The organism is Geobacter pickeringii (assembly GCF_000817955.1).
GTDB classification, from domain to species: domain Bacteria; phylum Desulfobacterota; class Desulfuromonadia; order Geobacterales; family Geobacteraceae; genus Geobacter; species Geobacter pickeringii.
Genome location: NZ_CP009788.1, coordinates 3,588,097 through 3,611,879, shown reverse-complemented (window position 1 = coordinate 3,611,879; position 23,783 = coordinate 3,588,097). Strand labels below are relative to the sequence as shown.

26 protein-coding genes are annotated in these 23,783 nt (G+C 65.7%); 12 read left to right on the top strand and 14 right to left on the bottom strand.

Annotated elements, in window-relative coordinates:
• The 6 genes from GPICK_RS16455 (at position 1) to def (ending at position 3,137) form a co-directional block, all read left to right on the top strand.
• On the top strand, positions 1–729 hold the full coding sequence (locus GPICK_RS16455; protein ID WP_039745884.1) for a hypothetical protein: 729 nt from the start codon (positions 1–3) through the stop codon (positions 727–729).
• A 73-nt stretch (positions 730–802) separates the two neighbouring features.
• The gene (locus GPICK_RS16450) at positions 803–1,195 is read left to right on the top strand and encodes an acyl-CoA thioesterase (RefSeq protein ID WP_039745031.1); all 393 of its coding nucleotides are present in this window, start codon (positions 803–805) and stop codon (positions 1,193–1,195) included.
• A 72-nt stretch (positions 1,196–1,267) separates the two neighbouring features.
• A complete protein-coding gene (locus GPICK_RS16445) occupies positions 1,268–1,594 on the top strand; it encodes a hypothetical protein (protein WP_052263472.1) in 327 nt (108 codons plus the stop codon).
• A gap of 11 nt (positions 1,595–1,605) precedes the next feature.
• Positions 1,606–1,938, top strand: a complete 333-nt coding sequence (locus GPICK_RS16440) for a phage holin family protein (protein ID WP_236685599.1) — start codon at positions 1,606–1,608, stop codon at positions 1,936–1,938.
• A gap of 127 nt (positions 1,939–2,065) precedes the next feature.
• Positions 2,066–2,626, top strand: a complete 561-nt coding sequence (locus tag GPICK_RS16435) for a glycine cleavage system protein R (RefSeq protein ID WP_039745026.1) — start codon at positions 2,066–2,068, stop codon at positions 2,624–2,626.
• A gap of 4 nt (positions 2,627–2,630) precedes the next feature.
• Positions 2,631–3,137 (top strand): peptide deformylase, encoded by a 507-nt coding sequence (gene def / locus GPICK_RS16430; RefSeq protein ID WP_039745023.1) that lies wholly within the window; start codon positions 2,631–2,633, stop codon positions 3,135–3,137.
• A gap of 61 nt (positions 3,138–3,198) precedes the next feature.
• Here def and hemG read toward each other — a convergent pair whose 3' ends face one another.
• Together hemG and GPICK_RS16420 are read right to left on the bottom strand one after the other, a co-directional pair.
• Positions 3,199–4,605: a protoporphyrinogen oxidase gene (gene hemG / locus GPICK_RS16425; RefSeq protein ID WP_039745020.1), complete on the bottom strand. Its 1,407-nt coding sequence runs from the start codon at positions 4,603–4,605 to the stop codon at positions 3,199–3,201.
• A gap of 17 nt (positions 4,606–4,622) precedes the next feature.
• A complete protein-coding gene (locus GPICK_RS16420; RefSeq protein WP_039745018.1) occupies positions 4,623–5,051 on the bottom strand; it encodes a MarR family winged helix-turn-helix transcriptional regulator in 429 nt (142 codons plus the stop codon).
• 150 nt (positions 5,052–5,201) lie between these two features.
• Here GPICK_RS16420 and GPICK_RS16415 point away from each other — a divergent pair, with 150 nt between their 5' ends.
• Positions 5,202–6,092: a DnaJ C-terminal domain-containing protein gene (locus tag GPICK_RS16415; RefSeq protein ID WP_039745016.1), complete on the top strand. Its 891-nt coding sequence runs from the start codon at positions 5,202–5,204 to the stop codon at positions 6,090–6,092.
• Between the two features lie 89 nt (positions 6,093–6,181).
• Here the strand turns inward: GPICK_RS16415 and GPICK_RS16410 are convergent, their stop codons facing one another.
• The 3 genes from GPICK_RS16410 to mfd form a co-directional block, all read right to left on the bottom strand.
• Positions 6,182–7,144 carry a peptidylprolyl isomerase gene (locus tag GPICK_RS16410; RefSeq protein ID WP_039745014.1) on the bottom strand — a complete coding sequence of 321 codons (963 nt, stop codon included), beginning with the start codon at positions 7,142–7,144 and terminating at the stop codon, positions 6,182–6,184.
• Positions 7,145–7,212: 68 nt separating this feature from the next.
• The gene (locus GPICK_RS16405; RefSeq protein ID WP_039745012.1) at positions 7,213–8,145 is read right to left on the bottom strand and encodes a peptidylprolyl isomerase; all 933 of its coding nucleotides are present in this window, start codon (positions 8,143–8,145) and stop codon (positions 7,213–7,215) included.
• Positions 8,146–8,200: 55 nt separating this feature from the next.
• Entirely contained in the window at positions 8,201–11,674 is a 3,474-nt protein-coding gene (mfd, locus tag GPICK_RS16400) for a transcription-repair coupling factor (protein WP_039745010.1), read from the bottom strand.
• Between the two features lie 235 nt (positions 11,675–11,909).
• Between mfd and GPICK_RS16760 the strand changes: the two genes are divergently transcribed.
• Complete coding sequence (locus tag GPICK_RS16760) at positions 11,910–12,773, top strand: pentapeptide repeat-containing protein (protein ID WP_236685598.1); 864 nt, start codon at positions 11,910–11,912, stop codon at positions 12,771–12,773.
• A 77-nt stretch (positions 12,774–12,850) separates the two neighbouring features.
• On the opposite strand, the gene GPICK_RS16390 is transcribed toward GPICK_RS16760, so the two are convergent.
• Both GPICK_RS16390 and nadA read right to left on the bottom strand, forming a co-directional pair.
• Entirely contained in the window at positions 12,851–13,384 is a 534-nt protein-coding gene (locus tag GPICK_RS16390) for a gamma carbonic anhydrase family protein (protein ID WP_039745008.1), read from the bottom strand.
• Positions 13,385–13,395: 11 nt separating this feature from the next.
• A complete protein-coding gene (nadA, locus tag GPICK_RS16385; protein WP_039745006.1) occupies positions 13,396–14,310 on the bottom strand; it encodes a quinolinate synthase NadA in 915 nt (304 codons plus the stop codon).
• A gap of 224 nt (positions 14,311–14,534) precedes the next feature.
• On the opposite strand from nadA, the gene GPICK_RS18060 reads away from it, so the two are divergent.
• Positions 14,535–14,882, top strand: a complete 348-nt coding sequence (locus tag GPICK_RS18060; protein WP_039745004.1) for a TatA/E family twin arginine-targeting protein translocase — start codon at positions 14,535–14,537, stop codon at positions 14,880–14,882.
• A 58-nt stretch (positions 14,883–14,940) separates the two neighbouring features.
• Here the strand turns inward: GPICK_RS18060 and ybgF are convergent, their stop codons facing one another.
• From ybgF to GPICK_RS16345, 7 genes are all read right to left on the bottom strand, one after another.
• Positions 14,941–15,777, bottom strand: a complete 837-nt coding sequence (gene ybgF / locus GPICK_RS16375) for a tol-pal system protein YbgF (protein ID WP_039745002.1) — start codon at positions 15,775–15,777, stop codon at positions 14,941–14,943.
• Positions 15,778–15,869: 92 nt separating this feature from the next.
• Positions 15,870–16,454, bottom strand: a complete 585-nt coding sequence (pal, locus tag GPICK_RS16370) for a peptidoglycan-associated lipoprotein Pal (protein WP_039745000.1) — start codon at positions 16,452–16,454, stop codon at positions 15,870–15,872.
• Positions 16,455–16,587: 133 nt separating this feature from the next.
• Positions 16,588–17,874, bottom strand: coding sequence for a Tol-Pal system beta propeller repeat protein TolB (tolB, locus tag GPICK_RS16365; protein WP_039744998.1), 1,287 nt, complete (start codon positions 17,872–17,874; stop codon positions 16,588–16,590).
• Positions 17,871–18,629 carry an energy transducer TonB gene (locus GPICK_RS16360; protein ID WP_039744996.1) on the bottom strand — a complete coding sequence of 253 codons (759 nt, stop codon included), beginning with the start codon at positions 18,627–18,629 and terminating at the stop codon, positions 17,871–17,873. Before GPICK_RS16360 ends, tolB begins: the two co-directional genes overlap by 4 nt.
• Entirely contained in the window at positions 18,626–19,045 is a 420-nt protein-coding gene (tolR, locus tag GPICK_RS16355) for a protein TolR (RefSeq protein ID WP_039744994.1), read from the bottom strand. The genes GPICK_RS16360 and tolR overlap by 4 nt, the downstream gene beginning before the upstream one ends.
• A 9-nt stretch (positions 19,046–19,054) precedes the next feature.
• On the bottom strand, positions 19,055–19,729 hold the full coding sequence (tolQ, locus tag GPICK_RS16350; RefSeq protein ID WP_039744992.1) for a protein TolQ: 675 nt from the start codon (positions 19,727–19,729) through the stop codon (positions 19,055–19,057).
• A gap of 52 nt (positions 19,730–19,781) precedes the next feature.
• Positions 19,782–20,561: a carbon-nitrogen family hydrolase gene (locus GPICK_RS16345; RefSeq protein WP_039744989.1), complete on the bottom strand. Its 780-nt coding sequence runs from the start codon at positions 20,559–20,561 to the stop codon at positions 19,782–19,784.
• Between the two features lie 124 nt (positions 20,562–20,685).
• On the opposite strand from GPICK_RS16345, the gene hemW reads away from it, so the two are divergent.
• From hemW to grpE, 3 genes are all read left to right on the top strand, one after another.
• Positions 20,686–21,837, top strand: a complete 1,152-nt coding sequence (hemW, locus tag GPICK_RS16340) for a radical SAM family heme chaperone HemW (RefSeq protein ID WP_039744988.1) — start codon at positions 20,686–20,688, stop codon at positions 21,835–21,837.
• A 131-nt stretch (positions 21,838–21,968) separates the two neighbouring features.
• On the top strand, positions 21,969–23,000 hold the full coding sequence (hrcA, locus tag GPICK_RS16335) for a heat-inducible transcriptional repressor HrcA (protein WP_039744987.1): 1,032 nt from the start codon (positions 21,969–21,971) through the stop codon (positions 22,998–23,000).
• 124 nt (positions 23,001–23,124) lie between these two features.
• Positions 23,125–23,697, top strand: a complete 573-nt coding sequence (grpE, locus tag GPICK_RS16330; protein ID WP_039745878.1) for a nucleotide exchange factor GrpE — start codon at positions 23,125–23,127, stop codon at positions 23,695–23,697.
• Positions 23,698–23,783: the final 86 nt, after the last annotated feature.

Below are 23,783 nucleotides of genomic sequence, written 5' to 3'. Positions count from 1 at the left end.
ATGTACCATAAACGGATCGCCCAGATCGTGCTCCCCCTCTTCCTCCTTTCCGCCTGCACGGCGTACAAGAGCCAGTATGTCGGTTTCCGGCCGGCCGAGGAGTACGCCAACCGGCAGGTGGTGAACGGCGTCACCGTCGGCGGCGAGGCGTTTGCCGATGCGACATCGGCCACGGACGCCTTCGGTTTCGACATCAAGGGGGCGGGGGTTCTCCCCGTCCAGGTGGTGTTGAGCAACAAGGGACAGGGGATGGAGATCGTCTCGTCCCAGACCTTCCTCGTGAACGACCAGAGCCGCTACTTTCAGGTGATCCCCAACAACACGGCGGTGGACCGGATCGAGAAGTCGACTCAGCTGGCCGCCTTCTTCGGCAAGGGTGCCGGCAAGGGGGCGCTGCTCGGAGCGGCGGGGGGGGCGATTCTCGGTGCGGCCCTCGGCATCGTCACCGGCAGGAGCATCGGTGAGGCCCTCGGCAAGGGTGCCGCCATCGGCGCCGCGGGGGGAGCGGTGGTCGGGGGGGTGAAGGAAGGGACCTCCGACGAACGGGAGCGGACCATCGTCGACGATATCCGGAACAAGGGGCTGGAAGGGAAGACGATCCCACCCGACAGCATTGCCAGCGGCTTCCTCTTCTTTCCCGCCGAGGCGGACACTGCCCGGGAACTCCGGCTGCAGCTGCGGGAGCGGGAGACCGGCAAGATCCACAGCGTGATACTGAAGCTGAAATAACGCGGTCCGCGCGCCGTTGTGAAAAGAGGCCCCGGGCCTCTTTTCTTTTGTCGTGACCGGAGGGGAATGCACCATGGAATTTCGCGTTTATTACGAGGATACCGACGCCGGGGGGGTAGTGTACCACGCCCGCTATCTCGGCTTTTTCGAGCGGGGGAGATGCGAGTTCCTCCGTACCCGGGGGCTTTCCGTGAGGGAGCTCGCGGACCGGGGATGGATCTTCCCGGTGGTGCGGCTGGAGATCGACTACCGGGCGCCGGCGGTGCTGGACGACCTGGTGCGGGTGGAGACCGAGGTGCTGGAGGTGGGGAAGACCTCCTTCACCGTCGGCCAGCAGGTGGTGCGGCTGCCCGACGGCAAATGCCTCGTGGCGGGGCGGGTGACGCTGGTCTGCGTCGGACCGGGGATGCGGCCGAAGCGGCTGCCGCAGGAGCTCCTCGCGGCGCTGCGCCCGGAGGCGCCGTGAGCGGCCTTCGGGTGGCGGATTCCGGGAAGGGATCGATTTCATCTGCGTGACGTGAAAGGGGAGGGGAACTGCATGGGAATTGCGCTCAAGGCGTCCGACCTTTACTACAAATATGCGAAGGACGTGGAGAAGAGGCACGAGCCGAAATTCAGGGGAAAGCCGGACCCGCACCCCTTCAACCGGGATGACATCTACGAGGTGATCCCGATGCTGGAGGCGGTCATGGATGCCCTGGGGAGCAGCGACGGGCGGGTTCTCCACCTGGCCGAGGAGGTGATGGTGGTGGAGATGCCGCGCTTCATCGCTACCCGGGAGCAGGTCTTCGACTGCCTCGTGGAGACCGTGCGGGACCGGCTCGGCCTGGAGACGCCCGACAGGGCGCAGGGGGAAGGCCGATGACCGGGCTCCTCATGAAATGGCTCATAAACGCGGCAGCACTCTTCGCGGCGGTCCGCCTTGTGCCGGGAATCCAGGTCCGGGGGACCGCCACGCTCTTTGCCGCCGCCCTCGCCGTGGGGCTCCTCAACACCTTTCTCCGGCCGATCATCTCTCTGCTGGCCCTGCCGGTGACGCTCCTCACCCTCGGGCTCTTCACCCTGGTGGTGAACGGCTTCATCTTTGCCCTTGCCGCCTGGTTCGTCCCCGGATTCGCCGTGGCGGGGTTCGGGAGCGCCGTGGGGGGAGCGCTCGTCTTCAGCCTCGTCAGCTTCCTCCTGAACCTTCTGATCCGGCCGGGGAGGTGACGGCGACGTGCGGCGGGAGCCCCTTCCTTGTCATTGCGGTCCACTTCTGCTATAGATGGAACTCCGCGCCGCCGCGGGCGGCGACAGCCGTCACGTCACCCGATTCCGATTCCCCGTGGGAGGAACCATGACCAGAAAAGATTCCCTGGCCCACTTTGCCGTCACCGTCGTCGGCAAGGACCGTCCCGGTATCGTCGCCGGCGCCACCGGCGTGCTGTACCGTCTCGGTTGCAACATCGAGGATTCCAGCTCCACCATGCTCGGTGGCGAGTTCTCCATGATCCTCATCGTCTCCCACGAGAAGCCGTTCACCAAGGGACGGCTCCTAGAGGAGTTCCGCGGGCTCTGTGACGAACTGGGACTGACGGTGTCGGTCCGCCCCCTCACCCGCGACGAGGCCCAGTACCGGGCGCCGGAGGGGGAGTTGTGCATGGTGTCGGTCTACGGCTCCGACCAGCCGGGGATCGTCTTCCGTGTGGCGCAGGAGTTCGCGCGGCGCTCGATCAACATCACTGATCTGAACACCAAGCTGATCGGCACGAAGGAAGAGCCGGTCTACGTCATGATGCTCGAAGCCTCCCTCCCCGACGGAGCCACCGTGGAAGAGGTGGCGGCGCTGCTCGACGAAATCAAGAAGGAGCTGAACGTGGAGATCTCGGTCCGGTCCATCACCCCGGTCTCCCTCTGACGCCATGCCCGCACAGAAGATACTCCTCTATCCCCACCCCATTCTCAAGACCTTCTGCAACCCGGTCCCGGCCATCGACGACGAGATCAGGCGCCTCGTGGAGGACCTCATCGACACCATGCGTGCGGGGCCCGGATCGGTAGGGGTGGCCGCCCCCCAGATCGGCGCCACGGTCCGGGTCTGCGTAGTGGACGTCTCCGCAAGCCGCCTCGGCAAGGAGAACAATCACGGTCTCCTCGTCATGGTAAACCCCGAGATCGTCCGCCGGGAAGGGGATACCATCGGGCGTGAGGGGTGCATGAGCGTTCCCGACTACACCGGCGACGTGGAGCGGGCCACCGCCGTCACGGTCCGGTTTCTCGACGGCGACGGCGCGGAGCGGGAGGTGGCCGCCACCGGCTTCGAGGCCATCGCCATCCAGCACGAGATGGATCACCTGGACGGCATCCTCTTCCTCGACCGGATCGTGTCGCTGAAGACGGGGTTGTTCCGGAGAAAGAGCTACAAATAGGGGAAATCAGGGATATCCGCCGGAAAGGGGAGCCGCCATGGGACGGCTCCCCTTTCGCGTTTCAGCGGGTCGTGAGGTGGGCGACCGCCTCCGCGGCGGTGCGGTTGGCGGCGGCGACGCAGTCGTTGAGGCCGATGCCGCGGTAGGAGTTGCCGGTGAGGAAGAGCCCCGGGTGGGTGGCTGCGCGCTCCTCCAGGGTGGCCAGCCGCTGACCGTGGCCGACGGTGTACTGGGGGATCGCCTGGGGGTGGCGGAAGATCCGGGCAAAGGAGGGCTCCGCTTCGATCCCCATGATGTTCCTGAGGTCGCTCTTGACCCGCTTTGCCACCTCCTCGTCGGAGAGGGTGACGTAGTCGGGGAAGCAGGCCCCCCCCAGCATGCTCCGCAGGAGCACCTGTCCCTCCGGCGCCCGGTTCTCGAAGATGCTGGAATCCCAGAGGGTTCCCAGGGTGTTCATCCCCTCTTCCTTCGGGATCAGGTAGCCGAAACCGTCCAGGTCCCGCGCGATCCGCTCCCGTTCATAGCCGAAGCAGACCACGGTCATGGACGAGTAGGGGATCTGCCGCAGCACCGCAGCCATGGCTGCGTCGACCCCGTCGAGGAGCGGGGCGGTGCCGTGGGCCGGGGTGGCGAGGATCACTGCGTCGGCGTCGATGTCGATGGTGTCGGTCTTGAGTCGCCACCCCCCCGATGCCGCCGCAAGGGAGATCACGTTCTGCCCCGAGACGACGGTGGCCGGCCCGAGGACCCCGGCGAGAATGTCGGTCAGGGTCTGGATGCCGTCGCGGAACGAGGTGAGGACCCCGCCGGGGCCGGCGGCGCTGGCAACCACCTTCCCCTCGGCAACCTCGCGCTTCTTCTTTTTCGCCAGGGCGATCATGGCGCGGATGAGGCTGCCGTGGTCCCGCTCCAGTTCGGCGATGCGGGGAAAGCACGACTGGAGCGACATGGTTTCCGGGTCGCCGGCGAAGATCCCCGACACCATGGGGGCGATGAGCTTGCGGAGCGCCTCGTCGCCGAGGCGGCGGCGGCCGAAGGAGGCCAGCGTCTCGTCGACGCCGTCGGTCCGCTTCGGGATGACCATCTCCAGGGCGAGGCGGAGCTTGCCAGGCCAGGAGATGAGCCCGCTCTTAAGGAACATGGGGCCATTCTCCGGGAGGCGGTTCAGGGCGCCGCCGGTGTAGATGAAGCGCTTGCGGGCGTTGTCGTTGCTCCGCAGGAGCCGCTCCGCCGCCCCCAGATCGCGGCAGAGGTCGATGGTCTGGGGCTTGGAGTCGAGAAAACCGTTGGGCCCCCATTCGCAGAGATAGCCTTCCTCCTTGATGCTCCAGATCTTGCCGCCGACGCGCTCTTCCTTCTCCAGGAGGGTGACGTCGAGCTCCATGCCCGCTTCCGCTGCCCGCTTCCGCAGCAGATAGGCCGTTGCCAACCCCGAAATCCCTCCACCAACCACAATCGCCTTTTTCATGGTGCGTTCTCCTTTTCTCATTCCAGCCGGCCGAGGACTTCGGCAATGGTCTCGAAGGCCCCCACGAGGCGCTCCTGATCCCCCTCCGGAAGCCGGGCGAGGAGGGTGCGGTAGTTGTCGACAATCCCCCGGCGGACCTCCCGGATCAGCTCCTCCCCCTTGCCGGTGGTGTAGATGATCACCTGGCGCCGGTTCCCCTCATCCACCGCCCGGTAGACGAAGCCGAGGTTCACGAGCCGGTCCACCATCTCGCTGGCCGAGCTCATGGCGATCTCCAGCTCCCGGGCCAGCAGGTTCAGGGGGCAGCTCCCCTTGTCGTAGATGGTGAGGAGCATCTTGTACTGGTTGTAGGTCAGGTCCATGCCTTCGTGGACCAGGCTCCTGATCCGCCCCATGACCCGCATGATGATCGGATAGAGCTGGGCAATGCGTTCGATTCGTTCCATGACGTTTCCCGCCGGCTGACGAAATGTTCGGATACCTAAATGTTAGAACTGCGAAGAATTGCTGTCAAGGGGAAAAAATCGCCTGGTGTTGACAGGGGAGGGAACTGCGATTACATTCAAAGCGCCGACTTCAGAGAGAAAGGGACCGCCATGGCACAGAAGGATTACTATGAAGTGCTCGGAATAAAAAAGGGGGCTTCGGAGGACGAGATCAAGAAGGCGTACCGCAAGCTCGCCCTCAAATATCACCCCGACAAGAATCCGGGGAACAAGGAGGCCGAGGACCGGTTCAAGGAGATCAACGAGGCCTACGCCGTCCTCTCCGATGCCCAGAAGCGGGCCCAGTACGACCAGTTCGGCTCCAGCGGCTTCCACCAACGCTACTCCCAGGAGGATATCTTCCGCGGCTTCGATGTGGGGGATCTCTTCAAGGACATGGGTCTCGGCACCGACGATATCTTCTCCCGCATCTTCGGCGGCGGCTTCCGGCAGGGGGGCTTCGGCTTCGGAGGGGGGCGCCAACGGGGGGAGGATTTCTCCATGGAGCTGCGGGTTACCTTCCGCGAGGCCTACGGCGGCGGCGAAAAGCGGGTGGCATTCATGCGGAACGGCAAGCGGGAGGAGCTCTCGGTGAAGGTCCCGGCCGGGGTGGAGAGTGGCGCCCGGCTCCGGGTGGCCGGCAAGGGGGGGGAGGGGAGCGGCGGCGGAGCCACCGGCGACCTCTATCTCGTGGTGCAGGTGGGGAGCGATCCGGCGTTCACCCGGGATGGGGACGATGTGGTGATGGAGCGCACGGTCTGCTTCAGCGACGCGGCCCTCGGCACCACCCTGGACGTGCCGACCCTGGAAGGGACCAAGCGGATCAAGGTCCCCGCCGGCATCCAGGCCGGGACGAAGATCCGGCTCAAGGGGCTCGGCTTTCCCCACCTCGGGAAGGCGGGGAAGGGTGATCTGTACGTCCGGATCGGCGTCGCGGTACCGGAAGGGCTTACCGCCGAACAGAAAGCGGCGGTGGAGCAGCTGCGCCGTGCGGGGCTCTGACGAACGGCTCCGTTCCGGAAACCCCATGAAAAAAGCGCGGCAGGGAGTGTTTCCCCGCCGCGCTTTTGCATTTTTCCGCCACCGGTGCGCTACTTGATCTCGATGGCAGCACCCTTGCGGAGATCGGCGACCCACTGGTTGAAGCGGTCCTCCGATTTCTTCCGGTAGAGGATATCCTCGATCTCGGCCTTCACCTGCTCGAACGGCTTCGGAGTGCCGGGGATCCGGGCCTCCAGCTTCAGGATGTGGAGACCGGTGGGGGTGTTGATCAGGTCGCTCACCTCTCCCGGTTTCATCCGGGTAAGGTTCTCCTCGAATTCCGGCAGAATGTCTTCCTTCCGGAACGTCCCCAGATCTCCCCCGTTTTTCTTGGCCGCCGGATCGTCGGAATACTGCCGGGCCAGGTCGGCGAAATCCTTCCCCCCCTTGGCCTCGTAGAGGACGGTCATGGCGGTGGTCATCACCTTCTTGACCGCATCGGCCGGCATCTTGTCGTCCAGACGGAAGAAGATGTTCCGGGCCCGGAAGCTCTCCTCGGCGCCGAACTTGGTCCGGTTCGCCTCGTAATACTCCCGCATCTCCCGCTCGCCGACCTGAATCTTGGCCCGGACCTCCTGGCTCACGAGCCGCAGGCGCTCCAGCTGCTCCCGGATCTGGGCCTTGTACTGGTCGAAGGAGAGCCCCTGGTTGGCCAGCGCCGCCACGAGCGCCTCCTGGGAGAGTTTGTTCTGCCGCTTCACGTCCTCGATCGCCTGGCGGATCTCCTCTTCGCTGACCCGGATGTCCAGCTCCCGGACCTTCTGCTCCACGAGCTTGCGGTCGATAAGGCGGTTGAGGGCAGTCTCGTCCAGTTTCGCCCGGGCCGGGTCGTCGGGGGGGAGCTGCTGCCGTTCGACCTCCTTGAGGAGGGTGGCCTTTTCCTTTTCCACGGCATAGGAGGTGATCAGCTCGTCGTTGACGACGGCGACGATCCGGTCGACCACCGCGGCGAAGGAAACTCCGGGAGCCGCGAGGGAGAGGGTGATGATGAGTGCTGCGAGAAGTCTGTTCATAAATTCCTGGGGTTAAGACGCAAAACCGGCCGGACGTGTGTCCGGCCGGCGGAAGAGACGGGGGAGGGCTATTTGGCCGCCGGGGCCGGGGCCGGCAGTGTCGCAGCCGGGGAAGCCTTGCCGTCGACCCCTTTCAGGGCGTCATCCTTGACGGAGATCTTGGCGTTTTTCTTGATGTCTTCCTTGAGCTTCTGGAAGACTTCCTGCTGCTTCGTAGGGAGAAGCGCCGCCTTGATCTGCTCCTTCACCTCGTCGAAGGAGCGGGTGCCGGCCGCCCGCTTGCCGGTCAGCTTGATGATGTGGAACCCGAACTTGGTCTTGACGATGCCGGAGGTCTCCCCTTCCTTGAGGCCGAAGACCACCTTCTCGAATTCGGGGACCATGGATCCCTTGCTGAACCACCCGAGGTCGCCCCCCTTGGCGGCGGCCGAATCGATGGAGTGCTTCTTGGCGAGCTCCTCGAAGTTGCCGCCGGCTTTCAACTCCTTGGAGACGTCCTGGGCTTCCTTCTCGCTCTTCATGAGGATGTGGCTCGCCTTAACCTGGTCGCCGGTCTTGAACTTGTCCTTGTTCTCGTCGTAGAACTTCTTCATCTCCTCGTCGGAGACCTTGGCCTGCTCCTCGACCTTCTTCTTGAGGAACCCTTCCACGATGATCCGCTTCTTGAGCTCCTCAAGCTTGGCGGCCACCTCGGGGCTCTTGTCGAGGCCGTCCTTCCGGGCCTGCTGGAGGATCAGCTCCCGCACCACCATGGTGTCCAGAAGCTCCTTCTTCCCCTCCGGGGTGTCGGCCATCGGCTTCAGGTACGGCGGAAGATTGTCGAGCTCATGCTTGAAATCGGAGGAGGTGATGGTCTCACCGTTCACCTCGGCGATGACCGCGCCTTCCTTCTTGGCCGATTCACCGGCCGGGGCACCACCTTCGGTCTTCCCCTTGCAGCCCGCGAGGGGGGTGACGGCCAGGGCGGCCGCAAGTATCGTGACAACCGTCGTTCTCTTCACGAAAAACTCCTTTGAGATGGATTAACTACTGAACAATTCTGCGAAAACTAGCATATCAACCCAGCGTTTTCAAGAGATTTCTGGCCTCGGCGATGACCCCCTCGAAGCTCGTGTCGGCAAGCTCGGCGATGAGCCGGAAGTCGGGGGTGAACTGGTACCGCTTCGGGCTGGTGCGAATGAGGCCGATGATCGTATCGGGGGGGACGGGAGTCCGCTCGTGAAAGGTGAAACTGAGGCGTCTGCCGTCGAATTCCGCCATCCGGACGAGGAGCCGCTTGAAATGGATCCGCAGCTTCATCACCTCCAGGAGATAGGAGGCGGCCAGTGGCAGCGTGCCGAAGCGGTCCACCAGCTCCGCCATGACTTCGTCCACCTCCTCCTCGGAGTCGGCCTGGGTGAGCTTTTTGTAGATGATGAGACGCTGGTTCGTCTCCCGCACGTAATCCTCGGGGACAAAGGCGGGGATGCGGAGGTTGATCTCCGGCTCCACCCGCTCGATCCGTTCCCCTCCCTTGAGGCTCTGGATCGCCTCTTCCAGCAGTTCCGTGTAGAGATCGAAACCGACGGCGGCGATGTTCCCCGACTGCTTGGCGCCGAGGAGGTCGCCGGCGCCGCGGATCTCCAGGTCGTGGGTGGCGAGCCGGAAGCCGGCCCCCAGTTCCGTGAGCTCCTGGATGATCTTCAGCCGCTCCCGGGCATCGGACGAGATGGCCCCCTCGCCGGGGATGAGGAGGTAGGCGTAGGCCCGCTGCTTGGAGCGCCCGACCCGCCCCCGGAGCTGGTAGAGTTGGGCCAGGCCGAAGGTGTCGGCCCGGTCCACGATAAGGGTGTTGGCGGTGGGGATGTCGATCCCCGATTCGATGATGGTGGTGCAGAGGAGGAGGTTCGTCTCCCCGTGCATGAAGCCGAGCATCACCTTCTCCAGCTCCCCTTCCTCCATCTGGCCGTGCCCCACGGCGATCTTCGCCTCGGGGACGATGCGGCGCAGGTGCTCGGCCCAGTTCATGATGGACTGGACCCGGTTGTGGACGAAGAAGACCTGTCCCCCCCGGCGCAGTTCCCGCATCACCGCCTCGCGGATGATGTCGTCGGAGGAGCGGGCCACGAAGGTCTTCACCGCCAGCCGGTCCACCGGCGGGGTGTCGATGATGGAGAGGTCCCGGATCCCCATCATCGACATGTAGAGGGTTCGGGGGATCGGGGTGGCGGTGAGGGTCAGGATGTCGACCACCGCCTTGTATTTCTTCAGCTTTTCCTTGTGGGTGACGCCGAAGCGCTGCTCCTCATCGACGATGAGGAGCCCCAGGTCCTTGAAAGCGACGTCGCTCTGGAGGAGCCGGTGGGTGCCGATGATGACGTCGATGGTCCCTTTCTTCACCTTCTCCAGGATCTCCTTCTGCTCCTTCGCCGTGCGGAAGCGGGAGAGCATCTCGATGGTGACCGGGTAGGCGCCGAAGCGGGCGCGGAAGGTCTCCAGGTGCTGCTGGGCCAGGACCGTGGTGGGGACCAGGACCGCCACCTGCTTGCCGTCCATGACCGCCTTGAAGGCCCCCCGCATGGCCACTTCGGTCTTGCCGTAACCGACGTCGCCGCAGACGAGGCGGTCCATCGGTTTTCGGCTCGTCATGTCGGCGATGACGTCGGTGATGGCCGCCATCTGGTCCGAGGTCTCCTCGTAGGCGAAGGAGGCCTCGAACTCCCGGTAAAGCTCGTCGGGGGGGGAGAAGGGGTGTCCTTCGTGGAGCTGGCGGGCGGCGTAGAGCTGGAGGAGCTCCCCGGCCATCTCCTGGACGGCGGCCCGGGCCTTCCCCTTGGTCTTCTCCCAGGATGTCCCCCCCAACTTGTCGACCCGGGGCTCCACCCCCTCGGCCCCCACGTAGCGCTGGACGAGGTTCAGACGGTCCACCGGGAGGTAGAGCTTGTCTCCCCCCGCGTACTCCAGGAGGAGGAAGTCGCCGGCGCAGCCGCTGAGGGCGATGTGCTGCAGCCCCCGGTAGATGCCGATGCCGTGGTCCAGGTGGACCATGTAGTCCCCCGGCTTCAGCTCCGCCAGGGAGGTCATGATCTGCTTCTTGCGGAGCTCCGAGACGCCACGCCGCTTCTGGCGCCGGCCGAAGATTTCCTCCTCGGCAATGACCACGAGCTGACCTTCGGGGAGGCGGAACCCGCGGGAGAGATCGCCGACGAGCACCTCGACCTTGCCGTCGTCCCGCTCCCGCTCCGCCGGAAAGCCACGCTCGGAGATGATGAGGGGGAGGGGGTAGGGGGCGAGGAGCTCGTAGAGGCGCTGGGCCTGGCCCCGCTGGTGGCAGACGACGATCACCCGCTGTCGCTCCTCGAGCCAGCCGTTAAGCCGTGCCACCAGAGGCTTCAGCACCCCCTCGCCATTGGGGGAAAGGGTCACCTTCAGGTCGGTGTTCTCCTGGGTGTCGAGGGGGACCGTTTCCCCCTCCTTCCCCGTCTCCTCGACGGCCAGGGAGGGGATGGTGACGAGCCGGCCGGCCAGCCGCTCCGCCGCTTCGGGAGCCGGGAGAAAGAGGGTCTCGGGCGCCGGAAAGAGATCACCCCGGTCGCGGGCGCGGGAGACCGCGGCCGCGAGCTCCTCGTCGAACCGCCGCTCCTCGTCGGCGATGGCCGCCGGGTCGACGAGGACCCGCACTGCGTCCCCCGCATAGTCGAAGAGGGTTTCGAGGTGCGGGTGGAAGAGGGGGAGGAGCCATTCCGCTCCCGCCGGGTAGAGGCCGTTCTGAAGCTGCTCCATGAGCTCCCGGCGGGCCACGGGGGAGATCTCCAGCTCGTCGCAGCGCCCCTTGAGGCGAGGGGCGACCCCCTTCAGGACCTCGGCGCTCAGGATCATCTCCCGGGAGGGGAGGAGCAGCAGTTCCTCCAAGGGGTGAAGGGAGCGCTGGGTGAGGGGATCGAAGGTCCGGATGGTGTCGACGAAGTCGCCGAAGAACTCGATCCGCACCGGTTGCTCGAAGCCGGGGGGAAAGAGGTCGACGATCCCCCCCCGCACGGCGAAGGTCCCCCGGTCCTCCACCAGCGGGACCGGGAGGTAGCCCAGGGTCACGAGCTTTGCCAGGAGCTCCTCGCGGTCGCTCTCCTCGCCGGGGAGGAAGTAGAGGGAGGCGCCGTCGAGGAGCGCCCGGGGAAGGATGCGCTGGCGGAGCGCCGCCGGGGTCGTCACCACGGCGGCCGCCTTGCGGTCCGCCAGCCGGCGGAGGGTGGCGAGGCGGACGGCGGTTACGTCGGCGTGGGGCGATCCCTTCTCGAAGGGGCTCACGTCCCAGGGGGGGAAGTGGAGGATGTCGTCGCCCTGGCCCCGGTAGAAGCGGAGCTCGGTGACGAGTTCGGTGGCGGCGTCGGTGTCGGCGGCGACCACGAGGAGCGGGCGGGTCGTTTCCGCCGCGAGCCGGGCCAGGAGGTACGCCGGCGCTGACCCCTTGATTCCGGTGAGCTCCGTGCGGGCGTGGTCCGGGATCAGAAGGTCGGCGATGCGACGGATGAGGGCATTGTCGGTACGAGTCATAACGGGGGCATACGGTTGCGAGGGAATTAGTATGGATGCGTTCGGGGAAAGCATAGCAGAAACGGGCGGAACTATCCACCGTCGACGAGGCGGGTTTGGGGAAAGATGATGAAAAGCGCTCAAGTTGCGGCGTAAAAATCCGATATGAAACAACAGGGGGATGCCGCCCCGTGGGCGCGGCTCCTTCAGAGAGATCACTTCAGAAGGAAAATACTCCATGAAATCAGCCATGTTTATGCGCGCTGCAGGTGCGCTCCTGGCCGTGGGGTTCGCCCTGCCGACCGCCGGCGCCTTTGCGAAGGGGGAGAAGTCCGGAGCGGCTCCCGCGACCGCCACGGAGAATGGTGCGGCCGCGGAGGCCCGCGAGGGGCGGAGAAAGCACCCCCTCGGCTACGCGGAGTACGTCCGCCTCGTGTCGCGGGGGGGCGTCGCCCGTCACGGAGCGGGGAAACACCGGGCGGCAAAGGTTGCCCGCACCACGGTGAAGGCACCGGAAAAGAAACCCCATATAGCAAGCGCTCCGGTTGCGGCCGTGCCGCCGGTGACTGCTCCGCTGGTAGCCGTCATTCCCCGTCCACGGGGGCGCGACTGGCGGCCCGCGCCCGACGAGGTCCGGGAGATCCTCCATACCAGCCGTGACCTGCGGGGTGCGGTCTTGCGGGGGGTGAACCTCGCCGGCGTCGACCTGCGGGGTACGGTGCTTGCCGGTGCCGACCTCTTCGGGGCGAATCTCGACGGGGCGAACCTGGAGGGGGCCAATCTGCGGGGGGCGTCGCTGGAGATGGCGTCGCTGCGGGGGGCGTCGCTGCGGGGGGCAAAACTGGAGGGTGCCGGCCTCTTCAAGGCGAATCTGGAGGGGGCCAACCTTGCCAGTGCCGATCTGACGGGGGTTTATGCCGTCTGCGCCAATCTGCGGGGTGCGGTGCTGGCAAATGCGACCATGCGGGGAGGGGTGTTCACCAACGCCGCGGTCGGGACGGCTGCCGGTGCGACCAATGTGGCCGCCGCTCAGGGGGGGGTGCTGGTCGGCGCCGTCGCGGCAACCCGTCAGGTGGGCCATCTTCCGGCCGCTGGCCAGGTGGCTCTCCTCACGTTCTGATAGCGTTGTCTTCGGATATGAAAAAGCCGGCACCCCTCGGGATGCCGGCTTTTTTCGTTCGGGACGGATGACGGCCGCTACAGAGTGTCGTGAAGGTACTCCCGGGAGTAGCGGACGTAGTTCTCGGCCGAGCGCTTCAGCCAGAGGATCTCATCGGGGGTAAGGTCGCGCTTGTAGCGGGCCGGCGCGCCGACCCAGAGGGTGCGGGGGGGGATGACGGTCCCCTCGGTGACGAGGGCCCGGGCCCCCACCAGAGCCCCTTCGCCGACCACCGCCTTGTCCATGACGAGGGCCTGCATCCCGATAAACGCCCCGTTTTCGATGGTACAGCCGTGGAGGGCGACGCCGTGCCCCACGGTGACGTCGTCGCCGATGACCAGAGGGGCGCCGGGATCGTCGGGGTGCTTCCGGTGGGTCACGTGGAGCATGGAGAGATCCTGGATGTTGCTCCGGGCGCCGATCCTGATGAAGTTCACGTCCCCCCGGACCACCACGTTGTACCAGATGCTGCTCTCGTCGCCGACGGTGACGTCGCCGATGATGGCAGCGGTCTCGGCGACGAAGGCGGAAGGGGCGATGCGGGGAGCGGTTCCCTGAAACGGGCGGATCACGGGCGCGGCCTTCAGTCCCGCGGGATGGCGATCATCCGGTCCAGGGCCCGCTTGGCCGGCACCCGGATCTCTTCCGGCACCTTCACCACCGGCGTCATCCGTTTCAGCGCCTCCAGGATATCCTCCAGGGAGGTGAGTTTCATGTTGGGGCAGACCAGGGCGGGGGAGGCAAGGATGAACTCCTTGCGGGGGCTCTCCTGCCGCAGGCGATAGAGGATTCCCGCCTCGGTGCCGACGATGAAGCGGGTGGCCGGATTGGTGCGGCAGAAGTCGTACATCCCGCTCGTGGAGCAGACGTGGTCTGCCAGGGCCGAGACCGCCGGGTTGCATTCCGGGTGGCAGATGAAGAGGGCGTCGGGGTATTCCGCCTTGAGCCGCTGGACGTCCTCCGGTTTGAGCCGTTCGTGGGTGGGGCAGTAGCCGTCCCAGAAGTGGAAGGTCTTGTCGGAGTGGGCTGCCACGAACTGGCCGAGGTTGCGGTCCGGAACGAAGATCACCTCCCGGTCGGGGAGTGAATTCACCACCTTCACCGCGTTGGCCGAGGTGCAGCAGATGTCGCTCTCGGCCTTCACCGCCGCCGAGGAGTTGACGTAGGTGACCACCGGCACGCCGGGATGCCGCGCCTTCATCTCCCGGAGCCCCTCCACGGTCACCATGTCGGCCATGGGACACCCGGCGTCGAGGCGCGGCAGGAGGACCGTCTTGTCGGGCGAGAGGATTGAGGCCGACTCGGCCATGAAGTGGACGCCGCAGAAGACGATGACCGCAGCGGCGGTCCTGGCCGCCTCCTGGGAGAGCCCCAGGGAGTCGCCGGTGATGTCGGCGATCTCCTGAACCTCGTCCCGCATGTAGTTGTGTGCCAGGAGGACGGCGTTGCGCTCCTTGAGGAGGGTCCGGATCTCCTGCGTGATCTGGTCGGCGTGCATCGGAGTTGTTCCTTTCTCCTGGGCCGTATACGGCGAAATGGGGTGATAGTAAAACAAGGTCCCACAGCCTGTCAAACCCTTTGCGCCTCCCCGAAGCGGCCAGACTTGACACAAGTGGGCAAAACATCTATTATTTTCACATTCGTCCGGCCGGGATTCCCCGCGGACCATCGATGCACCATGGCGTGCCGGAAACCCCGGCTGCCGGTGGGGAGGAAGTATTTATGTTCGGAATCGGAATGCCGGAGCTGATCGTCATCCTGGTGATCGCCCTTATCGTCCTCGGACCCCAGAAGCTGCCAGACATCGCCCGTTCCCTCGGCAAGGGGCTTGCGGAGTTCAAGCGCGCCTCCGACGATTTCCAGCGCAACCTCTCCGAAGAGGTGCGGAACCTGGACGAGAAGGAGCGGGCGGAAAAAGAGGCGAAAGGGGAGGCCGCCCCCCCGGCGCGGGACCTGGCTGCCGAGGTGAAGGCATACGAGGAACATTCGGCCCGGGAGCACGCTGCCGCCGGTGAGGCTGCAGCGGCGCCGGCCTCAGGAGGAGCGAAGACGGAGCAGAAGAGCGCCTAGAGCCCCATCGGCACGCGCGGCGATAGCAAAAAGGCGGGGAGCATCTCCCCGCCTTTTCTTATTTCAGTTCCTTGAGTTTTTCCTTGACCCGCTTTGCCTCTTCGGAGGCGGGGTACTCCTCGGCGAGCTTCTTCAGGACGTAGCGGGCGCTCTTGGTGTCGCCCAGTTCCTGAAAGGCCGCCGCCTGCTTGAACATGGCCGCCGGCACCTTCTCCTTGCCGGGGAAGTTCTTGATGACCTCCTGGAACTCCAGGATCGCCTGCTCGTACTTCTTCTCGTTGTAATAGGTTTCGCCGGTCCAGTACCGGGCGTTGGCAGCCAGGTCGTGCTTGGGGTACTGCTCCAGGAATTTGGCGAAGATCTCCCGGGCGCCGGCGACGTTGCCGGCGCGGAAGGTGTCGAGCCCCTTCTGGTAGAGCCCTTCGGGCGAGGGCTTTTCAGCGTTCTGTCCCTTCGTCTCGACGTCGGCGACCTTCTTCTGGAGACCGTCGACCCCTTTCTCCAGGGCGGCAATCCGCTCCTCGACGGTGGCAAGGCGCCGCTCCAGGTCTTCCCGCAGGAGCTTGACGTCGTCGGCTGGTTTTTTCACCGCCAGGGCGAGATCGTCAACCTTTCCTGCCAGCACCTGGGTATCGACCTTGATGCCGTCCATGGATGCCTGCAGATCGGCCAGCCCCTTCCGCCCCCCTTCCCGTTCCTTCTGGACATCCTTGAGGGTCGTCTCCATGCTTTCCCGTGTCTCGCTCCGGACGCCGCCGAGCTCTTTTTCCATTCGGAAGAGACGGCTCTTGAGCTCCTCGTTGTCGCGCTGGACGACGTCCAGGTCGGCGCGGCTCGCGCATCCGGCCAGCGCCAGCAGGGCTGCCGCGGTCATGCTTCTGGCAATCTTGTTCATCGTTCGTGCTGCCTCCGTGGCCACTATTCTGTGGGGGGATAGAGAAAGGGAGCCGTCGCCGGCTCCCTCCCGTTATTAACCGTATGCCGTCCTTACTTCACGATGACGAATTCAACCCGCCGGTTCTTGGCCCACGCCTCCTCGGTATGGGCGGGGTCGAGGGGCTTCTCCTTGCCGTAGCTGATGACGGAGAGCCGTTCGGCCGCGACCCCGAGGGTGACGAGGTAATCCTGGGCGGCCTTGGCCCGCTTCTCGCCGAGGGCCAGGTTGTACTCGTCGGAGCCGCGCTCGTCACAGTGCCCTTCCAGCGAAATCTTTGCCGCAGTCTGCTTCTTAAGGAGGACCTCGGCGTTGCGGTAGAGGATGTCACGGGCCGGCTGGCTCAGGATGTAGGAATCGAAGTCGAAAAAGATGCGTTCCAGGGATGCTTCGGCCACCTCGGCCTTGGCCGGCTCCTGGGGAGCTTCCGCCTTCACCGCGACTTCCGACACCGGCTGGGCGGCCATCGGCTCTTCCTTGGCCGGCGTCGCCGGCGGGGGGACGGGGGTCGGCGCGGGGGCCGGGGCTACCATCGGGGCCCCCTCTTCGGGCTTCACCATCTCCTTCTTGGCGCAGCCGCCGGCAACCATGAGGGCGGAACAGAACAGAACGACGAGACCGTAGGTTCCAGTACGCATGCTTCCTCTCCTTTGCGAGTCGCGAGATCGAATGTCAGATGGGGGCGGGGTGCCCCGAAACAGGCTCAATTATATATAATCGGCGCCTATTTTCAATACTTCCATCCGCTGCGGCAAGAAAAAATCCGAACGGCTACCAGCGGGGTGACCAGGTGGGGTGTGAGTCCTTCCGTTCGCCCCGGGAAACGCGGGTCTGGCCGCTGCCGTCGGCCCGCATGACGTAGATCGCCTCGCCGCCGTCGCGGGTCGAGCTGAAGGTGATGAAGCGGCCGTCGGGGGACCACCGGGGGTGCTCGTTGCTCCCGTCGCCGGTCAGCCTCGAGTCGCCGGTGCCGTCGGGGTTGATGGCGTAGATCTGGAATCCTCCCTCCTGGCGGCAGTAGGCGATCCGGTCCCCCTTGGGGGACCAGCGGGGGGAGACGTTGTAGGCGCCGCTCGTGGTGAGGCGGCGGACGCCGGTGCCGTCGGCGTTCATGATGAAGACCTGGGGCTTGCCGAGGCGGTCGGAGACGAAGGCGATGCGGCTCCCGTCGGGGGACCAGGCGGGGGAGACGTCGATGGCGGGGTTGGTGGTGAGGCGCTTCATCTGCCTGCCGTCCCGGGAGATGGCGTAGATCTCCGAGTTGCCGTCCTTGCTCAGGGCGAGGGCGATCCACTTTCCGTCGGGGGACCAGGCGCCGGTGACGTTGATCCCCCGGTGCGAGGAGACGGCCACTTCGGCGCCGGTGGCCAGCTCCCTCCGGTAGAGGTCGGGGTTGCGGCGCCGGTAGGAGGTGTAGATGAGCTCCCGCCCCGAGGGGGAGAAGTCGGGGTTAAGATTGATGGAACCGTTGTGGGTGAGCTGCTGGACGTGGTACCCGTCGTAGTCCATCAGGTACAACTCTTTGTTTTTGCTCCGGTTGGAAACGAAGGCGATCTTGCCGGTGAACGGCCCCCGCTCGCCCGTGAGGGACTCCAGGATGTCATCGGAGAAGGTGTGGGCGATCTTGCGCAGGTCCCGCTGCCGGCCGGAATAGCGCTTGGCCAGGACCTCCCGCCCCTGGTTCACGTTGTAGAGGCGAAACTCCAGCGTGAGGGAGTCTCCGGAGAGGGTGTAGCCGCACTTCACGAGGAGATCGACCCCCGCGCCGCGCCACGGGGCGAGATCGAACTCCCCCGGCCTGATGCCGGCGGCGGCCACCGTAGGGGATGCCGCAACGGTGAAGAGACCGGCCAGGGTCATGTCGGAGCGGAGCGCCTCGGCCGTTTCACCGGCGCCGGGGAAGTCGCTTCCCCCCAGTCGGCGGGGGGCGTCCACCGCCAGGGTCAGCTTGTTGGAGCCGGTGGCGGTCACCTCGCGGTACGTCTCCTGGGACCGCAGCAGCGACGGTACCAACAGAGCGACGACGGTCAGAAGGATGATGGTTCGTTTCAGAGTCATTTTTTTCCCACTCCCTGGGGCCGGAAGATGAAGCCGTACTCGAACTCTCCCCCCCCCGGCGGCGGCGAGAAGGTCTTTTCCGCCCGGGCGATCGCCTTCGAGACCGACTCTTCGAAGATCCGGTCGCCGGAGGTGCGCTCGATCCGCTGCCGGGCGATGTGGCCGCCGGCATCGATGGTGAGGCGGACGACCACTTCCGGAGACTTGGTCTGGTAGGCAATGGTGCCCCGGAAGGCGTCCCTCAGCCGCGACTGGATGTAGCTCGCATAGTCGCTCCCCGCCTGGGTGCCGGTGGCGCCCGGCATCCCCGCCTGCTCGGCGCTGCGGGCGCTCCCCGCCATCTTCTTCCGCATGGCGGCGAGGACGTCTTCCTCATGGCGCTCGTCGGCAGCCTTCTGGAGCTTTGCCAGCCGCTGCTCGAATTCCCGGCCGCTCTCCTCGGAGGGGGGCGGTTTCTGTTTGCCCGGAAGCGTCCCCTTCGTCGGGACCGGCTTGCGCGGCAGGGCCATCTCGGGCTTCGGGGGGGCGGGGGGAGGGGTCTCCGGCGCGCTCCCCCCGGCCACGGTGGGGCTGCCGGCACGGGGAGAGGCCACCGGCAGGTTCACGACGTCGACGTAGTAGACCGGGGCTTCCGGGAGGGAAGGGGAGGGGAAGCGGGCGAAAAGGACGACGGAAAAGAGGACGGCGTGGAGAATAAGGGACGCGGTGATTCCCCACCCGAGTCCCCGTTCTGGTGATACGGGCGTGCGGTTCATTTCCTCTGGGCGGGCTCCGTTACCATGCCGAGGCGTTCGATGCCGGCACCCTTGATCTCGGCCATGGTCCGCACCACGTCGCCGTAGGGGACGTCACGGTCGGCCTTGAGGAAGACCTCCTTCTTGGCCCGATTGGCCACCATGGCGGCGAGCTTCGTCTTCAGGTCGCCGGCGGCGACCTCGGTGCTGTTGATGAAGACCTTGCCGCTCCGGTCGACGGAGACGACCACCGCCTCTTCCTGGGCGCTCATCGCCTTGGTCTCGGCCTTGGGAAGGTTCACCTGCATCCCCTGCTGCATCATCGGCGCGGTGACCATGAAGATGACGAGGAGCACCAGCATGACGTCGACGAGGGGGGTGACGTTGATCTGCGACATGGTGCCGCGGTCGCCATTGTTTCTGCTGCCGACTTCCATCCTGTCCTCCTATTTCCGTGCGAAGGTCCGCTGCACGATGTTCAGGAACTCCGTCGAGAAGTTGTCCATGGAGGCGATGAGGACCTTGATCTTGTGCTGGAAGTGGTTGTACCCCATGACGGCGGGGATGGCGGCCACGAGGCCGATGGCGGTGGCGATCAGCGCCTCGGCGATGCCAGGGGCGACGACGGCCAGGGACGCGGAGCCACTCTCGCCGATCCCCTTGAAGGCGGTCATGATCCCCCAGACGGTGCCGAAGAGGCCGATGAAGGGGGCGGTGGAGCCGGTGGTGGCGAGGAAGGTGACGTACTTCTCCAGCCGGGTGATCTCCGACGTGGTGGCGCGGCGCAGGGCCCGCGAGATGTTGTCGATCCCGCCGAGGTCAGTGCTGACCACATCGGGCTCTTCCTTCTGGTCGCCCTTCTCCACGAGCCGTTTCAGCTCGGCATACCCTTCGCTGAACAGCACCGTGAGAGGGGAGTTGGTGAAGCGGTCGAGCTGGGCGTTGATGGCGTCGAAGCGCTTGGCCTTCCAGAAGAACTCCAGGAAGCGCTCCGACTCGCTGTTGGCGCGGTTCACCTGGAGCAGCTTGAAGAAGATGATGGCCCAGGAGACCACCGAGAAGAAGATGAGGATGATCAACACCAGCTTGACGACGAGGCCGGTTCCGGCAAAAAGGGTCACGACAGTACCTCCAGTTGTGTATGGTCTGAGGAGCCGCAGTCGGCGGGGCTCCTCAGTAATACTCGGGTTTGCGGTCGGCGAAGCAGGGGATCGCCTGGCGCCATTTTTCCATCTGCTCGAAGTCGAGGTCGGCGCTGATCTCGCACTGCTCGTACCCCCCCTCGGCCAGCAGCTCCCCCTTGGGGTCGATGATGAGGCTCGACCCGAAGAAGTCGAGTTTCCCCTGGACGCCGCAGCAGTTGGCCGCCACCACGAAAAGCTGGTTTTCGATGGCCCGGGCCCGCAGCAGCGCCCGCCAGTGCTCTTCCCGGGGCTTGGGCCATTCGGCGGGGACTACGATGATCTCGGCCCCTTCCACGGCGAGCCGGCGGGCCAGTTCCGGGAAGCGGAGGTCGTAGCAGATGAAGACCCCCACCCGCCCTACGTGGGTGTCGACCACGAGCCAGTTCTCCCCGCCGTCGAAGGCCCGGTCCTCGCCGAGGAGCGAGAAGAGGTGGATCTTGCGGTAACTGCCGAGGAGCCGTCCCCGGTCGAGGACGTAAGCGGTGTTGCAGACCCGCTCTCCGTGGGGCTCTGGCAGACTGCCGACGATCACCATGCCGTGCTCCTCCGAGAGCCTCCCCAGCTCCGCCACCACCTCGGGGGTCCGTCTGGCGAGCTCGTTCAGCTCCCGGTAGGCATAGCCGGTGTCCCACATCTCCGGCAGGACGGCCAGGGAGCACCCCCGGGCGGCAAGCCTCCCCAGGGCCTCGCGGACATAGGCCATATTGGCATCCACGTCCCCGAGTCGCACGGTGAACTGGACGGCCCCAGCCTTGACGGTTCGTTTCATCCACGCCCCTCCCCGCCCGGTAGCCGGGCTCGGTCGATAACCTCGCCAGTGTAACGGTAACCCGCCATCATTTCAATACAAAGATGCTTGGACATCGACGGGAAGGGTGGCGTATCATGGCCCCATGGCCGAACCGCGTTCCCTCTACATCCACATTCCGTTCTGCGTGCGCAAGTGCCGCTACTGCTCCTTCGTGTCGGTGGCCGATGCACCGCTCTCCCCCAAAGAGTACACCGACCTCCTCCTGCGGGAGATGGCGCTGCGCGCCGGTTGTAGCCCGACCCCCCCGCGGGCGCCGACCCTCTATCTCGGCGGCGGGACGCCGTCGCTCCTCCCTCCGGAGGAAGTCGGGCGGATTGTCGAGGCCGCCGGGCGCCTGTGGGGGCTCGAGAGCGGTGCCGAGGTGACCCTGGAGGCGAATCCCGGCACCGTCACGCCGGCATCCCTCACCGGCTACCGGGCGGCCGGCGTGAACCGCCTCTCCCTGGGGGTCCAGTCGTTCGACGACCGGATGCTCGTCACCCTCGGCCGGCTCCACTCGGGCCGGGAGGCCCGGGAGGCGTTCGACGCGGCCCGCCGGGCCGGCTTCGACTCCGTCGGGATCGACCTGATCCACTCCCTTCCCGCACAGGATATCGGTCACTGGCGGGAGGAACTGCGCTGCGCCGCCACCCTTTCCCCTGAGCATCTTTCCGCCTACGGACTCACCGTGGAGGAGGGGACCCCCTTTGCCCGCCTGGAGGCGGAAGGGGGGCTGCTCCTCCCCGACGAGGAGGGGGCCGCCCGGATGTTCGAGGAGACGGCGGAGATCCTGGCGGCGCACGGTTACGAACATTACGAGATCTCCAACTACGCCCGGCCGGGACGTCGCTCCCGGCACAACCAGGTCTACTGGCGGCGGGAGGGGTATGTCGGGTTCGGGGCCGGGGCCCATTCGTTCCTCCCCGCCCCCCGTCCGGGAATCCGCTGGAAGAACCCGGACGACCTGGCCCGCTACGGCAGCCTGCTGGCCGCCGGGGGCCTCCCCGACGAGGAGATTGCCCGCCTCACCACGCGGGACGCCATGGGGGAGTGGCTCTTCCTCGGTTTACGGCTGCTTGACGGGGTCGAGATCGCCCGGTTTGGCGAGGAGTTCGGCACGGCGCTCGAAACGGTCTACGGGGGGGAGTTGGAGCGTCTGCGTGCCGCCGCCCTCCTCGAATTCACGGATACGAGGCTTCGGCTCACCCGCCGGGGCGTTCTCCTCTCGAACCAGGTATTCGCCCGGTTTCTCTGACCCCCCGGCCATCCCCCGCGGAGCCCCGTTCGGCACCGTGAAACCCCTTGACAAAGAGAGGGGTGGTTGTTACCTTTACTCCAGTTAGCACTCACCTTCCCTGAGTGCTAACGTGCGTTATGGGGTACGATATGGGCGCGGGGCTCTCGGAGCGAAACAAAAAGATCCTCGAAGCGATTATCGAGGATTACATCGTGACGGCCGAACCGGTCGGCAGCCGGGCGGTCGCCAGGCGGCACGGGCTGACTCTGTCGCCGGCCACGGTCCGCAACGTCATGGCGGATCTGGAGGAGATGGGGTTCCTCGTCTCCCCCCACACCTCGGCCGGCCGTGTCCCCACCGACAAGGCGTACCGTTTCTACGTCGATTCGCTCCTGGCGGTCGGCACCATCGACAAGGCCGAGCGGGAGCGGATCCGCAAGCGGTACAGCATGGCGGGGCGCGACATCGGCGCCGTCCTTCACGAGACGAGCAAGCTGCTGTCGTCCGTCTCCCACTACATGGGGATCGTCCTCGCCCCCCGCTTCTCGTCGACCATCTTCCGGCACTTCGAGTTCGTGAAGCTGAGCGGCCGGCGGATCCTTGCCATCCTCGTGGCCCAGAACGGCACCGTCCAGAACAAGCTGATCGAGTCGGCGGAGGAGCTCTCGACCGATGACCTCGTCCGGATGTCCAACTATCTGAACGAACTCCTGGAGGGACTTCACGTCTCCGAGGTGCGGGCGAAGATCCTGGCGGAAATGCAGAACGAGAAGGTCCTCTACGACACCCTCCTCTCCCGGGCGCTGAAGCTCTCGGAGCAGACCATCGAGGATGGTGGCGCCCAGGTCTTCATCGAGGGGCAGACCAACATCTTCGAGCAGCCCGAGTTCACCGACGCGCGGCGGATGAAGGAGGTGTTCCGGGCCTTCGAGGAGAAGAGCCAGCTCATCCACCTCCTCGACCGGAGCCTCTCCGCCGAGGGGGTGCAGATCTTCATCGGCGCCGAGACCCGGCTGAACCAGGTGGAGGGGCTCAGCGTCATCACCTCCCCCTATCTCTCGGGAAAGAATACCCTCGGGGTGCTGGGGGTCATCGGTCCGACCCGCATGGGGTACGGCAAGGTGATCCCCATCGTCGACTACACGGCGAAGCTGGTCAGCAGGCTTCTTGAGGACGAATAGACCGGGGCTCTCGCAAAACGTCATGAGGAGGCCGGGATGCACGGCGCAAGCGAGTGGCACCAAAGCAGACCGGCCCCGCAGTAGTTTTGCAGGAGCCTCGACAGAAACGAAGAAAGGAATGACCGTGGACAAGAAAAAACACCCCTCCCACCCGGAGGCCCCCCATGCCGAAGAGCAGGCCGCCGCTCCCCAGACGGAGAGCGCGTCGCCGAACGACGCCGAACGGATCCGGGAGCTGGAGGAGCGGCTCGTGGCCAAGGAGTCCGAGGCAGCCGCCAACTGGGACAAGTTCGTCCGGGAGCGGGCCGACCTGGAAAACTACCGGAAGCGGACCCAGAAGGAGAAGGAGGAGCTTCTCAAGTACGGCAACGAGAGCTTCGTCACGGAGATCCTCCCCATCGTCGACAGCATGGAGCGGGCCCTGTCCCATGCCAGCGAGGAGAGCCTGTCGGCGGTGATCGAGGGGGTGAAGATGACCCACGGCATGCTCGTGGCGGCCCTGAAGAAGTTCGGGGTCACCGCCGTGGAGACCGAAAAGGGGACCCCCTTCGACCCCGCGTTCCACCAGGCGATGTGTCAGGTGGAGAACACCGAGCTCCCCCCCAACACCGTGGCGGAGGTCTTTCAGAAGGGATACCTGCTGAACGAGCGGCTCATCCGCCCCGCCATGGTTTCCGTGACGGCGGCTTCCCGGTAATTTCGGAAAAAACGATACGCCCCCTTGCTTTTCGGCGGGGGGATGACTAGGTTCTGGTTGAGAGATACCCCAAAGGAGGATTACGT

Excerpts from the sequence above, each read along its gene's own strand:
- GPICK_RS16415 (WP_039745016.1), top strand. The coding sequence starts at position 5,202 with ATGGCACAGAAGGATTACTATGAAGTGCTCGGAATAAAAAAGGGGGCT.
- pal (WP_039745000.1), bottom strand. The coding sequence starts at position 16,454 with ATGCGTACTGGAACCTACGGTCTCGTCGTTCTGTTCTGTTCCGCCCTC.
- tolR (WP_039744994.1), bottom strand. The coding sequence starts at position 19,045 with ATGGAAGTCGGCAGCAGAAACAATGGCGACCGCGGCACCATGTCGCAG.
- GPICK_RS18060 (WP_039745004.1), top strand. The coding sequence starts at position 14,535 with ATGTTCGGAATCGGAATGCCGGAGCTGATCGTCATCCTGGTGATCGCC.
- tolB (WP_039744998.1), bottom strand. The coding sequence starts at position 17,874 with ATGACTCTGAAACGAACCATCATCCTTCTGACCGTCGTCGCTCTGTTG.
- GPICK_RS16360 (WP_039744996.1), bottom strand. The coding sequence starts at position 18,629 with ATGAACCGCACGCCCGTATCACCAGAACGGGGACTCGGGTGGGGAATC.
- mfd (WP_039745010.1), bottom strand. The coding sequence starts at position 11,674 with ATGACTCGTACCGACAATGCCCTCATCCGTCGCATCGCCGACCTTCTG.
- GPICK_RS16455 (WP_039745884.1), top strand. The coding sequence starts at position 1 with ATGTACCATAAACGGATCGCCCAGATCGTGCTCCCCCTCTTCCTCCTT.
- GPICK_RS16435 (WP_039745026.1), top strand. The coding sequence starts at position 2,066 with ATGACCAGAAAAGATTCCCTGGCCCACTTTGCCGTCACCGTCGTCGGC.
- ybgF (WP_039745002.1), bottom strand. The coding sequence starts at position 15,777 with ATGAACAAGATTGCCAGAAGCATGACCGCGGCAGCCCTGCTGGCGCTG.
- GPICK_RS16445 (WP_052263472.1), top strand. The coding sequence starts at position 1,268 with ATGGGAATTGCGCTCAAGGCGTCCGACCTTTACTACAAATATGCGAAG.
- hrcA (WP_039744987.1), top strand. The coding sequence starts at position 21,969 with ATGGGCGCGGGGCTCTCGGAGCGAAACAAAAAGATCCTCGAAGCGATT.
- GPICK_RS16420 (WP_039745018.1), bottom strand. The coding sequence starts at position 5,051 with ATGGAACGAATCGAACGCATTGCCCAGCTCTATCCGATCATCATGCGG.
- GPICK_RS16760 (WP_236685598.1), top strand. The coding sequence starts at position 11,910 with ATGCGCGCTGCAGGTGCGCTCCTGGCCGTGGGGTTCGCCCTGCCGACC.
- GPICK_RS16450 (WP_039745031.1), top strand. The coding sequence starts at position 803 with ATGGAATTTCGCGTTTATTACGAGGATACCGACGCCGGGGGGGTAGTG.
- nadA (WP_039745006.1), bottom strand. The coding sequence starts at position 14,310 with ATGCACGCCGACCAGATCACGCAGGAGATCCGGACCCTCCTCAAGGAG.
- GPICK_RS16345 (WP_039744989.1), bottom strand. The coding sequence starts at position 20,561 with ATGAAACGAACCGTCAAGGCTGGGGCCGTCCAGTTCACCGTGCGACTC.
- GPICK_RS16410 (WP_039745014.1), bottom strand. The coding sequence starts at position 7,144 with ATGAACAGACTTCTCGCAGCACTCATCATCACCCTCTCCCTCGCGGCT.
- def (WP_039745023.1), top strand. The coding sequence starts at position 2,631 with ATGCCCGCACAGAAGATACTCCTCTATCCCCACCCCATTCTCAAGACC.
- GPICK_RS16440 (WP_236685599.1), top strand. The coding sequence starts at position 1,606 with ATGAAATGGCTCATAAACGCGGCAGCACTCTTCGCGGCGGTCCGCCTT.
- hemW (WP_039744988.1), top strand. The coding sequence starts at position 20,686 with ATGGCCGAACCGCGTTCCCTCTACATCCACATTCCGTTCTGCGTGCGC.
- hemG (WP_039745020.1), bottom strand. The coding sequence starts at position 4,605 with ATGAAAAAGGCGATTGTGGTTGGTGGAGGGATTTCGGGGTTGGCAACG.